The following is a 15,654-nucleotide window of genomic DNA, read 5'->3' as shown; positions in this document are numbered from 1 at the left end:
CTCATTTTTTATATCTGGCTATCCAAGGGCTTAGCAGCTCTAGAGGCGACAGCCTTCTCCTTAGGACCTTCTATTCCGAGAATGAGCGGCACTCATTCAGTGGAGGAAGAGAAATATCGGCCGCCACTGAACAGCGTGAATCCAATTTTAGACCCTCTCGTTAGTTTAGTTGGTGCTTGCGGTGATTCTAATGAACCCCCTCGGGCTGGCGCTGACTGGAACCGTTGAGCGATAGGTGATTCGTTCAAAGCCGTCTCCCAGGTCTTCCGGCATCCCGTGCTCGATCGCTGGAACCGGTGCGGTGCGGAACATATCCGTGGAGGACTCGGCTCCCATTGTCACCCCGGTGAGGTTTTTCCGTCTTACGATGGAGATGGTTTGATAAGACTCCGCGCCTACTGTGACAAACGAGACTGGAGTCGAGATGGTGGAAGATCCAGTGGGGTTACTGCCTGTGATGTATTCGAGCAAATTGGGGACACCATCCTTGTCTGGATCGTCGTTTGCCCCCGCCTCATTTACTGGAATACTATTCTGCAACGCCCAATCCTCGAAGCCATCCCGGACCACGATGTTGGAGCGGGCCCCGCCGCCAAGATCGGTGACGACCGCCGCGCGACTGGTGACCGTGCCGGAAGCATCGGTGACCACCACGGTGTAATTTCCGCCAAGGTTGGCAAACTCGGAGAAGCCCAGGGGCAGGATGGGCCCTGTGGCACCCGCGATGTTCACCCCATTTCTACGCCATTGATAAGTCATCGGGAAGGTCCCTGTCGCGGCGACAGAAAGGGTAACCGGCTGCCCGGCGAGGATGACCTGATCCTGGGGCTGGGATACGATGGTTAACGTAGCTGCGCTACCCACTCCAGTGAGTTCCACCGTATTGGTGCCAAATATTCCCGCGGTGTTATGCGGCTGCAGCGGGATTGGCGTTAGCTCATAATTGATTGGAGAATTATAGGGATATGTCCGGATCACCTTGCTGCCACCTGTCTCACTCAGCTGGTAGGCGCGATAGATATTGTTCCCCGCCGGCTTGGCGATCAAAACCATCCGCCCGTCATCCAATTGTTGGAAATTGATCGAATTGAGATCGTATTGTGTAAGAGGGAGCGATGAAAATGCCCCGCTGCGGGTGAAGCGGTAGAATCCTTTTCCGTAGGAGTTGTTGAAGTAAAACAACTCCCCAACGATGAGTAGATCACCGTTCTTCGCGATCGCCAGGCCATTGAGATTCCAGCTCAAGTTCGCGCCACGGGAGACCTGGAAGAATGCGGTATCAGGAGATCCATCGGCGTAGGCTTTGTGCAGGGCAGGTCTGGTTGGGTTCGGCACGCCAAGCAGAATTCCGCCGTCCGTATCATCCCAGATCCAGGTCGGCACAGCAAGGGATGTATCGGTGAGCGAAAAGGTGGTATCCACCGTTCCATCAGGATTGAGCCGGGCAAGACGGTGAGTGGTATGGCCCGCGATGGTATCAAAATCGCCTGCGATCCAGACATAATTTCTCGTGAAGAGCAGCTTTGGCAAAATATTCTGCGGAGAACCGTTTTTCAACATCGGATAGAATTCAGCCGCCGATCCATCGGGACGCATCACTGAGTAGCCGCTTTCCTGGAGAGGCGAAACATTCGGGAACTTATCGCGCATCAACACGATATTACCGCCCGGCAGTTTGTAGTTATTTCCGCCGAAACCACTGATCGGCGCGACCCAATCGCGATCCCACTGGTTGGTCGTGCTGGAGTAGCGCTTCCAGCCACTATTGTAGCGGATATAGAATCCATTGTTCAGATCGATCCGTGTGGCATCGTCTGCTTTGCGGACCCGGGCGGGCGCCGAAGGGTTCTCTGTAATCACGTTCGCCGGGAATTCCAGGGAGAGATTGAGGGTAGCAGCCCGGCTTATAACCGTTCCTCCCGCCGTGGTCACCGCACAATCGTAACTCGCGACATCGGCGGCAGAAATATTGGTGAGCTGAAGCGTCGCACTACCTGCGCCAGGTATTGCCACCCCGTCCTTGCGCCACTGGTAGGCGGTGATCGGTGCACTGGCAGTTGCCGTCGCCTCGATGGCTAAGGTCTCGGTAAAACCGGGATAGGTATCGATGGTCACCGGCTGCTTGGTGATCTTCGCCAGATCCGGCAGAACGACTTTTGCGGGAACCGTGAAGGCCTCGTTTGCCCCCGAGGTAGCGCGCAACGTGTATTTTCCCGCATCAAATCCGCTTAGACCGGTGATCGTTAGATTGGGAGTATCGGCTCCACTGATGCGTCCGTCATTGCGCAAAGGCACTCCCGTGCGGAACCATTGGTAGGTAAGATTGCTACCTATAAAAGATCCGTTCAGATTCAGCTGTCCGCCTACGGCAACTACGGGATCAGCCGGAGATATCGCTGCAAGCGGCAGGATATTTGAAACAAGCCGGGAGTGAAATATTTCTCCCGCTTGATCGGCCAGGAAGACCACATTCGGCCCGACGCTTGCCACAGCCACGTAGTTCCGCTGGAACCGGTCATTTTCTACTGTCCAATTAATCAGATCCGAAGAGCTCAGCGGCTGCCCCACTCCGCCGATGATCCATTTACCGCCGGCCCGATCAATGAACGTATAAGTCGAGGAAGTGGTGGTCTGCGGCCGGGCAACGGACCAGGTGATCCCATCCATCGATGTCAGCACGGAAGAATTTCTACCAAGCGCAACAAATTGCCCGTCGTAAAATTCTACATCACTGACCCCTTGCGGAGAGGTTTCCTCGGGAGTCCAGGTCCGCCCTCCGTCTGTGGAACGCCGGTGTTTCCCATTCAGCTGGAAAGCCAACCACGTTCCGTTTCCGTAAAGGACTTTCCCATAGTTTGGTTTTCCAGATTCTCTTGGAAAAACCTGCGTCCAGTTCCGCCCATCCGTCGAGCGGACAAGGAAATTCCCATCGCCCACCGCGACGACACCATCATCTCCATAGGCGATATCGTTCAACTGTGAGGAAAACGTCGCGACCTGCTCCCAGTTCAGGCCGTCACCCGATTTCACAATAACGGTTGTGCCGCCCAACGCATAGAATCCATCTCCGCCTGCGGTAAGCGTTTTCAAATTATTGGTCGCGGTGTTGCCCTCCCAGACCAGACCGTCATAGCTGACGACGGAGCCGTTGGGCCCCACGCCGACAAACATACCGTTTGCCGAGACGATATCCTTCAGGTAGCTCGCCGCTGGAAGTGTTTTTGGGGCTTCTCCCGTCCAGTTCACCAAGTCCGTGGATGTCCTGAACGTATCGGCAAAAACCACCCGGCCGTTCCCGTAGGCAGCATCTGTCCCCTTTCCTTTCGAGCCGGGAACTACCGTCCAGGCAAGTCCATCGGTGGAGGTGAAATCCGAGCTATAACCGCTGGCGATAAAGCGTGAGCCATCGGTAGTTACTGAAGATATCGTAGATGGTGTGGACACCTCGACAGCGCCGCTTCCGTCATTGGACGTGAAGCGCATCCCCCCTCCGTTTCCAGCTCCGCCTGCGGCGATGTAGACACCATTCGCATAGCTGAGGTGCAATAGCACTTTGTTCGGAGTCGCCTGCTGAACGGGAGTGAACGTGAGCCCGTCTGTGGATGTCATGAAACGGGCTGCCAGAACACCCAGCCGGTTCCCCATATAGAAAAACCTGCCATTGGCGAAATCCAGGCCGGACCAGCTATTGTAGGCATCCGCGGTCCCTACCACATTCCACGCCACGCCATCCGCCGATTGCAAAGTCAGATTGCTCAGCCCCGCTGCTGCAAACACACCGTTCCCGAACGCTACGCCATGGATATTCGCCGCCGGCGCGAAGGGAGAACGTGGATATGTCGTCAAGACCCACGTCTGCGCATCAGTCGAGTGGAGAATGGTGCCGCCGTCTCCCACCGCAACAAAACGGCCGTCTCCGTAGGCGATATCATTGAGCTTTTGCGTGGTGGGAGTAACAGGAGCCTCCCAGCTCAAGCCGTCCGATGAAACATAGATGACCCCGTTCCGGGCAACCTGGACGAATTTTCCATCTCCAAAAGTGATCGCGTTTGCAGTCTCCGGGGGCAAAGCGGGTAGCGATCTCTTTTCATCGAGAAAGAACTCTCCCACTGGCCCGGAGGGCGCCACTCCTGTGGAAAGTTCCATATCCAGGCGGGTCGTCACCACTGCCCCGGTCGGCTGTGTGACTGTCGAAACCGCCGCAATCTTTCCGCCAGCCACGGTTCCCGTCGTGAAGCTGAAATCGTTCGGGTCAAAAGTGATCGCACCGGAATTATCAACCACTCCGGTGATTTTTCCGCCGAACAAAACAAAGTTCCCCGCGTTATCGATGGCAGCACCAGTCCGCCCCCCGTATTCCGGGGTATTCACCGGACCGGAAATCGATACATACAACCCACCATTATACTGGCCGGTGAACTGCGCCTGGGCATGGCAAACCCCAGCGTAGAGAAGATTAACAATGATCGATAAAACTACGAGTAATGATGATTTCATGACAATGAATGGGGGTTGGATAACAATTCCGGCAATACATCCCGTTCAGAACAAAAGGGATGTAACTACACAAAATGAGCTGCCCGTCATCATAACGGACAGCCCCGGGCTGTCTGTAAATCCACTGTAAAAAACAGCACCGGCCCTACTCAAGCCATGGATCGGAAATCGCCTTAGATTTCTGAAAGTGCGTCCTCGAAAACCGTGAGTGTCTCATCGAGATCCGCTTCGCTGTGGGCAAGCGACAGGAAACCGGTTTCGTAAGGGCTGGGAGCGATGTAAACCCCTTTGTCCAGGCACGCCCAGAAGAACTTCCTGAAGAGTTCCATATCCTGTTTCATCACATCATCCACATTGACGATTTCCCGGTCGGTGAAGAAGAGACAGAACATCGATCCCACGCGATTGATACGGTGTGGGATACCCTTTTTCTCCATCAGTGCACGCAAACCTGTCTCAAAATGCTGGCCGAGAGTTTCCAGTCGATCAAAGCCGTTTGGCCCGGAGGTCGATCCATTCACGCCCTTGGTAAGCTGGCGGAGTTGGGCAAGACCAGCCGCCATTGCGAGGGGATTTCCGCTCAGCGTGCCGGCCTGATATACCGGACCAAGAGGGGCGAGCATGTCCATGACATCCGCCCGTCCGCCAAATGCCCCAACCGGCAATCCCCCGCCGATGACTTTTCCGAAGCAGGAAAGATCCGGAGTTAGATTCTCAAGCCCTTGGACACCCGCTTTCCCGAGGCGGAAACCAGTCATCACCTCATCAAAAATCAGCAAAGCCCCATATTTTTTTGTAATGGAGGAAAGGAGCTCCAGATAGCCGGCCTTCGGAAATACCAGCCCTGCATTTGCGGGATAGGACTCCACGATGATCGCCGCGATGGATTCACCTTTTTCTTCAAAAAGCTTCGTGAGCGTTTCCGGATCATTGTAGGGCAGAACAATGGTTTTTTCCGCGAAAGCCTTCGGCACACCGGCGGAATCCGGCTCGCCATTCGTAAGTGCGCCGGAACCTGCGGCCACCAGGAGGGAATCCGAATGGCCGTGATAGCAACCATCGAACTTGACGATGTAATCCCGCTTGGTGAATCCGCGGGCGAGTCGGATTGCCGACATCGTCGCCTCGGTTCCCGAGGAGGTCATGCGGACCTTTTCCACAGAGGGCACCCACTCACAGATTGTCTTCGCCATATCGACTTCGAAGGGATTGGGGATGCCGAATGAAATCCCGTCTTTCGCGACCTGATGGATCGTATTGGAAATCTCCACCGGAGCGTGGCCGAGGATATTCGGCCCCCAGGAGCCGATGTAGTCGATGTAGGTTTTCCCATCGATATCGGTTATGCGGGAACCTTTGGCACGGCGGACAAAAAACGGCTCTCCATCAACGTTTTTGAAGGCACGGACAGGACTATTCACACCACCCGGGATGTGTTGTTTGGCAACAGCGAAAAGCTTGGAAGAAAGCGTGGTCATGCCGGAAAGCTAGGTTCTACCCCGCAAAGCTCAAGAAAGAGTGAAGTTCTTTCCGCTCTTCATCTTTTCTAAAGGTTGCGGCCTCTAAGGTGGCGGCCATGAACTTCCAACATCCCGCTGCCTGGGTTTTACCGCTCCTGTTTTTCGCAGGGTGCGCCACCTCCCCCACAGATTTTTCCGCGGTAAAATTACCCGCCTCCTGGCAACAGGCGGGTAATTTCCCCACCGCTTCGCCGGACCGTGATCTTTCCCAATGGTGGGCTTCATTCGGCGATGCGGAAATGGGAAGACTGATCCGCAGCGCACTGGAAAACAGCCCGGATATCGCATCGGCGGTGGCGAACGTCCGTCAGGCCCAGGCTCTGAGAAAGGCGGAGACATCATTTCTTTTCCCGGAGCTCAACTATTCCGGCTCCGGATCCACGGCCAATACCTGGCAGAAAAACGGGGCGGACTTTTCTTCGGAAAATTATTCAGGCGGCCTCTCGGCGAGCTGGGAAGTGGACTTTTTCGGAAAAAACCGCCAATCGGTGATCGCTGCCTCTGCGGATGCGGATGCAGCCGAGGCGAATCTTGATTCCGCCCGCTCCTCCCTGGCTGCGGAGACCGCACTGGCCTACCTGCAGCTGAGAGCTTCCGAATCAAGCCTGCAGCTGGTCAATCAAAGCATCGCCTCACAAGAGGAAACCACGCAACTCGCCAAGTGGCGCAATCAAGCCGGTGAGATCGACCAGCTGGAATACGATCAGGCACGGGCCACCTTGGAAAGCGCACGGGCCACGATCAGCACGCTTCAGCAAAACATCGGGCAAACGAGAAACCGTTTGAATCTTCTGGCGGGACGCGTGCCCGGAGAGCTTGCCATCACCGCCAGCTACCATCTTCCCCAGCCGCAATCCCGCCTCGCGATTGGCATTCCGGCAGACACCGTCCGGCAGCGCCCCGATGTCCGCTCGGCAGGTTACGGCTGGCTTGCCGCCATCGCCCGCACACGCTCGGCCGAAGCCGAAAAATTCCCGAGCTTTACCCTTTCGGGAAATCTCGGGACAGACTCACTTTCCTCCTCGAAAGTTTTCAACCCACAGAACGTATCCTCAAATCTCATCGCCGGACTGACGGGTCCGATTTTCAACGCAGGCCGCATCCGGGCACAAATTGAGGGACAGGATGCGGCAGAGGAAAGAGCCTTTCAGAACTACCGGGCCAGTATCCTTACTGCTCTCTCCGAGGTGGAAGATGCCCTGATTGCCTGCCGACGGACTTCGGAAAAGATCGGCACGCTTGAAAAAGCCGCCACAGCAGCAAGGTCTGCAGCAGATCTTGCTGCGAAAAAATACACAGCAGGGGTCATCGATATCACTCCGGTGCTCGATACCCAGCGCAACGATCTCGCCATCCGGCAAAACCTTATCACCGCCCGCCTCGACCGGGCAAACGCCCACATCGAGCTATACCGCGCCCTCGGTGGCGGCTGGTAATTTTTTCTTCAAACACCACCCATTTCCCATGAGCAAAGCAGCAGTAAACAACGATCTTTCCAGCATCATCACCAGGGCAGGAAGACCTCACCCAGTCCGGCGAATTATCATCATCCTCTGCGCGGTAGCGATACTTGTCGCCGCTTGGATGTGGTGGCAAAAGCGGGAGGCACAAACCCAGACCGGCCCGACCTTTGTCACCGCCAAGCTGGAAAAGGGAGATCTCAATCTCACTATCACCACTACCGGAACCATCCAGCCGACCAATGAGGTGACCATCGGCAGTGAGGTTTCCGGCACCGCACGCGAGGTAAATGTCGATAGCAACGATCGGGTGAAAAAGGGGCAGCAACTTGCAAAGCTGGACACCACCACACTGGAGCAAGCACTCGAGCGCAGCCGCGCCTCCCTGCGCTCGGCGAAAGCTTCCGTGAGCCAGGCGGCCGCAACAGTGAAGGAAAGCGAGGCCACACTTACCCGCTTCCGGGAGCTTCAGGAACTCAGTGGAGGAAAAACTCCCTCCCGCGCAGATATGGAGAATGCAATCGCCACTCTGGATCGGTCCAAGGCGGATCTCGAGAGTGCGCAGGCTATGGTTTCCGAAGCGGAGGCGGATCTTAAAACCAAAGAAAGCGACCTCAAGAAGGCGATCATCGTCTCTCCGGTGGACGGTATAGTTCTGACACGTAGCATCGAAGTCGGGCAAACCGTCGCCGCACAGTTCGCAGCTCCCGAACTGTTCATTATCGCGGAAGATCTCAGCAAAATGGATCTGTTGGTAAACATCGCCGAGGCCGACATAGGCGGAGTGAAAGCCGATCAGAACGCGACTTTCACCGTCGATGCATGGCCGCAAAGAACGTATACGGCAGAGGTGAAAAAAGTTTCATTCGGTGCCCTGATCACGGAAAATGTTGTCACTTATGAAACCGAGCTAGCGGTATCGAATGAAGATCTCACCTTGCGGCCGGGAATGACCGCTACTGCGGAAATCGCCATCTCGGAAGCACGTGATGTGCTGGTGGTTCCCAACGCCGCGTTACGCTTCGATCCCGCGGCCGCCGCTCCGAAACAGGCGCCCTCCGAGAAAAAATCCTTCGTCCAGAGCCTCACTCCCGGGCCGCCGAGAAGAAGCCGCTCCGGAGGAAATCCTTCCGGGGAAGAGTCACATCCCAAACGGGGCGACAGCCAGAAAATTTTCATCCTCAAAGACGGCAAACCATTCCCCGTGCCGGTGAAAACAGGAATCACCGATGGGCGCAATACCGAGATCTCCGGACGTGGCCTTGAGGAAGGAGTCGAAGTCATCATCTCTGCCAACTAGATATGAAAACGGTCATTTCACTCAAAGGCATCACCAAAATCTATGGCCACGGCGATGCGGCCTTTGAAGCATTACGCGGGATAGATCTGGAGATCCGACAGGGAGAATTCGTCGCCGTCATGGGACCTAGTGGCTCGGGAAAATCGACCTTGATGAATTTGCTCGGCTGCTTGGATACGCCTAGTTTCGGCAATTATTCTTTCGAGGGAATCGCTGTCGAGTCATTGGATTCCGATCAACGTTCCCTTCTCCGCCGTCATGCGCTCGGCTTTATTTTCCAGGGCTTCAATCTACTTGCCCGCACCTCGGCACTGGAGAACGTGGAGTTACCATTGCTCTACCGTGGATATAGTAGAAAAGAACGGCAACGCCTGGCCCACGAAGCCTTGGCTAGCGTTGGCATCGCCGATAAATGGCGCAACACTCCTGCGGAGCTTTCCGGAGGACAGCAGCAACGCGTCGCCATAGCGCGTGCGCTGGTCACCTCACCGGAAACCCTTTTCGCAGATGAGCCGACAGGGAATCTCGATTCCAGCACTACGGAAGACATCATGGATCTTCTCAAAAATCTCAACGAGCAGCGCCAGATCACGATCCTGATGGTCACCCACGAGGCGGAAGTCGCCAGCGAAGCAAAGCGCATCGTAACCGTCCGCGACGGCCTCATCGAATCCGATATCAACACCCGCTAAAATCATGCTTTGGAATGCCTTCATTATCGCCCTCCGGGAAATTCGCCGGAATCTCACCCGTGCCACACTTACTGTATTGGGAGTCGTTATCGGAGTCGCCGCAGTGGTTACGATGGTCACGCTTGGCCGCGGCGCCACCGCCACCGTGAAAGAGCAGATTTCAGGACTGGGGAGCAATCTCCTCGTGCTGAGACCTGGGCTTGGCTTCGGGTCGCGTTCGGCTTCTGCCGGTGTGCCGAACTTCAGCGAGGACGATGCCATGAGCGTGATCGAGCAAGTCAGTGGGTTGAAAGCGGTGGCACCGGTTTCCGAAACCTCCTCAAGCAGCATTTATCGGCAGGAAGCCCGGACAGCTTCGATCACGGGCAGCACGACCGACTATTTCGTAATCGGAAATTGGAAGCTCTCCTCCGGGAGATTTTTCACCGAAACCGAGTATCGCACTGGAGCAGCGGTCTGCGTGATCGGAGACACCACCCGCAAGGAGCTTTTTGGAAATGAGGACCCGATTGGCGCAAAAATCCGGCTAAAAAACACGGCTGTGCAAGTGGTGGGAGTGCTATCCGCCAAAGGCCAGACAGGATTCGGGCGGGATCAGGACGACACCATCGTCGTGCCACTAACCACTCTTCAGCGCCGCCTTGTCGGGCGGACCTCCACCCATAGCATCAATCAAATCATGATCTCCGCAATGGACGGATGGTCGACGGATAAGATCATGGCCGACATCACCTCTCTCATGCGGGAAAGACGGAACATCCGGAAAAACGAGGACAACAATTTCACAGTCATCGATACCCGCCAGATCGCGGATGCGGTCAGCTCTTCGACCAAGGTGATGACGACACTCCTCGGCGCGGTGGCAGGCATCAGTCTGCTGGTGGGTGGAATCGGTATCATGAACATCATGCTCGTCTCGGTGACTGAGAGGACGCGGGAAATCGGCATCCGGCTCGCGATTGGCGCACGTGCCCGGGAGGTATTGCTGCAGTTTTTGGTAGAGGCTATTACGCTTTCTTCCGTAGGTGGCATGATGGGAGTAGCCATCGCGTTCGGGCTTTGCACGCTGCTTTCGAAGGTGATCGATGTGCCATTCGTTTTCGATGCCCAGATCAATTTTATTGCCTTGATTTTCTCCGCATCAATCGGGGTTTTCTTCGGGTTCACCCCCGCGCGTCGGGCTGCCGCCCTTGACCCTATCGACGCGCTCCGGCATGAATGATTTTTGCGATCCATGAGATTATTAATCATTGAGGATGACTCCTTGCTTCAGCACAGCCTTCGCGAAGGATTGCGCGAGGAGAACTATGCGGTGGATACCGCTGCGGATGGAGCCGAAGGACTGGCAATGGCGATGGAAATCGATTTCGATGCCATTTTGCTCGATGGCATGCTGCCCGGTCTCGATGGCTGGGAGGTGTTGGAGCGCCTGCGCGAAAAGAAAGCCACTCCGGTGCTTATGTTGACAGCGCGGGATGCGATTCCTGATCGGATCCGGGGCTTGAACTCGGGGGCAGATGATTATCTGACAAAGCCCTTCGATTTCGAGGAGCTTCTAGCCCGTATCCGCGCATTGATCCGCCGCAATCGGGGACAAGGCAGCAATCTCATCAAACTGGGCGATCTCACCCTGGACCTTTCACGGAAAATCCTCCACAGCGGGGATGCGCCCATCTCACTGACACCGCGGGAATATGCCCTGATTGAATACCTCGCACTGAAACGCGGTGTGGTGGTTAGCCGGACAGAACTTTACGAGCATCTTTTCGATGAGAACGATGATAGTCTCTCAAATCTTCTGGACGTACATGTTTCCAATGTCCGGAAAAAGCTGGGCCCGGAGTTCATTCAGACGCGGCGGGGACACGGCTATCAAATTGTATGAAATCCCCTTTCCAATCCATTCGCTGGCGTTTGCTTTTCTGGCACTCATTGATCTCGCTCATACTCGTCATCGCCACCTGCCTCCTTGCCTATCGTTTGGTCGCCAAGGAAAGGATGGAGCGGATCGATAGCTCGCTGAGGAGTTTTGATAGAAATTTTTTCCGGCAGGTTCTTGCTCCGGATGCCGACGGACCGGATGGCGCGCTACCCACAATGGCGGAGATTCGCAGTCGTTTGATCGCTTTTGGTGAGGAAAAGTCCGTTCCTGCGGAATTTCGCAGGCTCTTCGATAACGATCCCGCCACAACTTATCTCGCCTATTGGAATGAAGATGGTTCTCCACTGTTTATTTCGAAGAACGCGCCATCAAGCATCAGCAAGCCAGCGTCCGGCGAGAGCGGCTCCAACCGAACGGAGAGCAGAGACATTTTCCGCGAACATCGGCGTGGCAATCCCACCGGGATCGTTTCTCTGGTAGGGAGGGATATTTCCGCAGAGCTGTCCTCGCTGCGCCGCTTTCAGCTCCTCCTGGCGCTTGGAGGCGCATCTATTTTCATCTTTGCTCTAGCGGGCGGCTGGTGGATCGGCGGCCAGACTCTTGCCCCCATCGGAAGAATCTCCCGCACGGCTTCACGGATCGCGGCCGGAAATCTAGATGAGCGTATTAAGCCGAGCGGACGGGACAGCGAGCTTGATCAGCTCGCGCACGTTTTGAACGGCACCTTCGAGAGGCTTGGCTCAGCCCTGGAGCGCCAGAAACGTTTTACCGCGGATGCATCCCACGAGCTGCGCACACCACTGACCATCATTCTGTCGGAAACCCAACGGGGCCTCAAACGCCAGCGGGAACCGGAGCAATATCGCGAAATGCTCGACCACTGCCATACCGCCGCAAACCGGATGAAAGGCTTGGTCGAGTCACTACTGCTCCTCGCCAGACAAGATCTGACCGATGAGACACATCGGAACGATGGCCCTGTGGACATATCTGAAATTGCACGATCGGTGGTCGCCTCCTTGGCCCCATTGGCGGCTGCCCACGAATCTGAAATTTCCGTGGAGCTACAGCCGTCGAAGATCGCAGGAAACGCCGAACTCATTGCTATTCTCATACAGAATCTGATCTCAAATGCTCTGGCCCATACGCCGCAGGGAACTACGGTTCGGCTGGAAAATTTTGAAGAGGACGCTCACTCGATCGTGATTGTCCATGATGACGGACCGGGGATTCCTCCTGAACACCTCGGCCGTATTTTTGACCGATTCTACCGCGTGGATAGCGCCCGCAGTGGAGCCGATGGGCACAGCGGCCTGGGACTGGCCATCGCCCGATCGATTGCGCTCAATCACGGAGGTGACATAAGTGTTGAAAGCGATCCCCGGCAAGGCACTACCTTCAAAGTGAAGCTACCCGTGATCCAAGGGTGAACGGGAAAATTATGATTTTCCGGGGGAGGCGAAGTGATTTTTCGTGGCGTTTTTGCCGAATGCAGCTAGTGTTCGAAAGAACAAATGAAAATCGAGAAGAAACTTGAGATCCTGGCAGATGCGGCAAAATATGATGCGTCATGCGCTAGCTCGGGCGCCAACAAAAGTGATTCTCTTGGCGGGAAAGGAGTCGGCTCGACAGGCGGCTCCGGGATTTGCCACAGTTATGCTCCGGATGGTCGATGCATTTCCCTCCTGAAGCTTCTGCTGACGAACTCTTGTATCTACGATTGTCATTATTGCATCAACCGCCGCTCGAGCAACGTCCGCCGGGCGGTTTTTTCTCCGGAAGAAGTCATTAATCTCACTCTCGATTTCTATAAGCGGAACTACATCGAAGGATTATTTTTAAGCTCCGGCATCATCCGCAATGCGGACTATACCATGGAGCTGGTGATCGCTGTCGCACGGACTTTACGTGAGGTGCATGATTTCCGGGGTTACATCCATCTGAAAACCATTCCGGAAGCATCACCGGAGCTGATCGAAATTGCGGCGCGCTATGCGGACCGGATCAGCATCAATATCGAACTTCCCACCCAAAAAAGCCTCGATTTACTTGCTCCGGAAAAAAACATGGCTCGAACCAAAGTGGCAATGGGACGCATCCGACATAAGCTGGAGGATGCGGCGGATAGAAGGAAGGGAGGCGATAAAAAGCTGCGTCACGCCACAGGACAGAGCACTCAGATCATTGTTGGCGCGGACGAATCAACGGACGCGGAATTTCTTGATCGGTCCGATGAACTTTATCGTTCCTACAAAATGCGCCGTGTTTACTATTCCGCATTCAGTCCGATCCCCGAGCCATCCGCGATTTTGCCACTGAAATCACCTCCGTTGGTGCGGGAGCACAGGCTTTATCAAGCCGATTGGTTGATGCGTTTCTACGGGTTTAAAACCAACGAGATCATCACGCCCGAGAGGCCGAATCTTGATCTGGAGCTCGACCCAAAGCTCGCTTGGGCACTGCGCAATCGGCAGGATTTTCCTGTGGATATACAAACCGCCTCCCGGGGGACTCTTCTCCGTGTTCCCGGACTCGGCGTAAGAAATGTGAATCGTATCATCACGATCAGACGTCATACAAGGCTCCGCCTGGCCGATCTAGCCCGTCTTCGGGTGTCATTATCGAAGGTGCAGCCATTTATCATCACTGCGGATCATAATCCTTCGAAATACCTGCTGGACTCGGATCTTCTGAGGGCAAAATTTGCACCGCGCCCCGTCCAGCTGGAGCTTTTCTAACTTTAGAAAATGAGAAGCATCGATCCCGGAAACAATTTCGATAGCTGGCGGGATGCTACAAAAAAGCTGCTGCTCGCAGGCGTCCCTCCCGAACAAATTATCTTCGAAAAGGAACAAAACCTTTTCGCCGAATCAAAGCTAAATGAGGATCCGGTGCCGTTCGGAGAGAAAACCTTGGTAAAGGTTCCAGCCGCGTTTCTGGCGCTGGCAAGAAATGTTTCCTGTCATGCCGATCCTGGACGATGGGACTTACTCTACCGGATCCTATGGCGAATCACGAAGCTCGGGGAGCGTTCACTCTGCGAAATTGCCAGCGATCCAGACATTTCACGGGCACTTGTTTTTCAGAAGAATGTGAGGCGCGAGATTCATAAAATGCATGCTTTTGTGCGCTTCAAACTGATCGAAACGGATGTCGAGAGCGGGCGGGAAAGATATGCCGCCTGGTTTGAGCCAGAGCACTGGGTGGTCGAGGCCGCATCGCCTTTCTTCCGCAAACGATTTGCCAATATGGACTGGAGCATTCTCACGCCGAAGGGCTGTGCGAGCTGGAATGGGGAAGAGCTGGTTTTCACCGAAGGCATTGCTAGAAATCCATTGGAGAACAAGGATTCCATCGAGGAATTCTGGAAGACGTATTATCGGAGCATCTTCAATCCGGCCCGCTTGAAGGTCAAAATGATGACCACCGAAATGCCGCGTAAGTATTGGAAGAATTTACCGGAAGCCGAGCTGATCCACGAATTGATCGACAATAGCAAAAATCGGGTTCGCCAAATGCACAGCGAAGAGCTGCGGCCTGCCAAACCAGCGCCCAAAAACCTTTACTTGGGGAGTCTCCGGGAAATGTCCGCGCAGAAAGCATGTCACGGCCCCGTGCAGGGCCAGAATCTGGCTGACCTGGCACAATCCGCAGCAAACTGCCAGGGGTGCCCGCTATGGAAACACGCAACCGGGACAGTGTTTGGCGAAGGCCCTCCGGATGCCCGTATCATGATCGTAGGCGAGCAGCCCGGTGATAAGGAGGATATCGCCGGCAGGGTCTTCGTCGGCCCGGCGGGTAATTTGCTCGATCAGGCTTTGCGGGACGCTGGTCTGGTCCGCTCCGAGATCTATCTGACCAATGCGGTCAAACATTTCAAATGGACCCCGAAAGACACCCCACGCGGAAAGATCCGGCTTCATCAAACACCGGGCAATAATGAAATTTCCGCCTGCCGTCCTTGGGTTCTTGCGGAATTAAACCGGATCTCGCCGGATATTTTGATCCTTCTCGGCTCCACGGCAGCAAAATCCCTCCTGGGAAGAAAGCTCCCCATTCTTGAAAATCGAGGCCTGATCGATGCAAGCCATCTGGCGCCAAAGGTAATCCTAACCGTTCATCCATCCTATCTTCTTCGCTCAAGTAGGAAGATCGATGATGCAGCTTATCAAAGTTTTGTGACGGATTTATCCATGGCCAGCGATGCTTCCCGCTGATTTTTCCGGAGCGTTCCGCAACTGTGCGCGCCAGTGTGGTTTAGGCTTTCATCTTATAGATCCCGGGTATTGGATCACGCGGAATT

10 protein-coding genes are annotated in these 15,654 nt (G+C 55.1%); 8 read left to right on the top strand and 2 right to left on the bottom strand.

Annotation, left to right across the window (positions count from 1 at the left end; all coding sequences use genetic code 11):
- Window positions 1-165: 165 nt before the first annotated feature.
- Entirely contained in the window at window positions 166-4,497 is a 4,332-nt protein-coding gene (locus ACFSSA_RS12855; RefSeq protein WP_386820893.1) for a hypothetical protein, read from the bottom strand.
- Window positions 4,498-4,670: 173 nt separating this feature from the next.
- Window positions 4,671-5,975, bottom strand: coding sequence for a glutamate-1-semialdehyde 2,1-aminomutase (gene hemL, locus ACFSSA_RS12850; RefSeq protein WP_386820892.1), 1,305 nt, complete (start codon window positions 5,973-5,975; stop codon window positions 4,671-4,673).
- Between the two features lie 98 nt (window positions 5,976-6,073).
- Here hemL and ACFSSA_RS12845 point away from each other — a divergent pair, with 98 nt between their 5' ends.
- From ACFSSA_RS12845 to ACFSSA_RS12810, 8 genes are all read left to right on the top strand, one after another.
- Complete coding sequence (locus tag ACFSSA_RS12845) at window positions 6,074-7,453, top strand: efflux transporter outer membrane subunit (RefSeq protein WP_386820891.1); 1,380 nt, start codon at window positions 6,074-6,076, stop codon at window positions 7,451-7,453.
- A gap of 28 nt (window positions 7,454-7,481) precedes the next feature.
- Window positions 7,482-8,777: an efflux RND transporter periplasmic adaptor subunit gene (locus tag ACFSSA_RS12840; RefSeq protein WP_386820890.1), complete on the top strand. Its 1,296-nt coding sequence runs from the start codon at window positions 7,482-7,484 to the stop codon at window positions 8,775-8,777.
- Window positions 8,778-8,779: 2 nt separating this feature from the next.
- A complete protein-coding gene (locus tag ACFSSA_RS12835; RefSeq protein ID WP_386820889.1) occupies window positions 8,780-9,469 on the top strand; it encodes an ABC transporter ATP-binding protein in 690 nt (229 codons plus the stop codon).
- 4 nt (window positions 9,470-9,473) lie between these two features.
- Window positions 9,474-10,691, top strand: a complete 1,218-nt coding sequence (locus ACFSSA_RS12830) for an ABC transporter permease (protein WP_386820888.1) — start codon at window positions 9,474-9,476, stop codon at window positions 10,689-10,691.
- A gap of 12 nt (window positions 10,692-10,703) precedes the next feature.
- Window positions 10,704-11,354 carry a response regulator transcription factor gene (locus ACFSSA_RS12825; RefSeq protein WP_386820886.1) on the top strand — a complete coding sequence of 217 codons (651 nt, stop codon included), beginning with the start codon at window positions 10,704-10,706 and terminating at the stop codon, window positions 11,352-11,354.
- Window positions 11,351-12,781 carry an ATP-binding protein gene (locus tag ACFSSA_RS12820; RefSeq protein ID WP_386820885.1) on the top strand — a complete coding sequence of 477 codons (1,431 nt, stop codon included), beginning with the start codon at window positions 11,351-11,353 and terminating at the stop codon, window positions 12,779-12,781. Before ACFSSA_RS12825 ends, ACFSSA_RS12820 begins: the two co-directional genes overlap by 4 nt.
- Before the next feature lie 84 nt (window positions 12,782-12,865).
- Window positions 12,866-14,089 carry a putative DNA modification/repair radical SAM protein gene (locus ACFSSA_RS12815; protein ID WP_386820884.1) on the top strand — a complete coding sequence of 408 codons (1,224 nt, stop codon included), beginning with the start codon at window positions 12,866-12,868 and terminating at the stop codon, window positions 14,087-14,089.
- A 9-nt stretch (window positions 14,090-14,098) separates the two neighbouring features.
- Window positions 14,099-15,568: a UdgX family uracil-DNA binding protein gene (locus tag ACFSSA_RS12810; RefSeq protein ID WP_386820883.1), complete on the top strand. Its 1,470-nt coding sequence runs from the start codon at window positions 14,099-14,101 to the stop codon at window positions 15,566-15,568.
- Window positions 15,569-15,654 lie beyond the last annotated feature (86 nt).

The organism is Luteolibacter algae (assembly GCF_042683045.1).
In the GTDB taxonomy this organism is placed as follows: domain Bacteria; phylum Verrucomicrobiota; class Verrucomicrobiia; order Verrucomicrobiales; family Akkermansiaceae; genus Luteolibacter; species Luteolibacter algae.
This window is presented reverse-complemented; position numbering and strand designations above follow the sequence as displayed.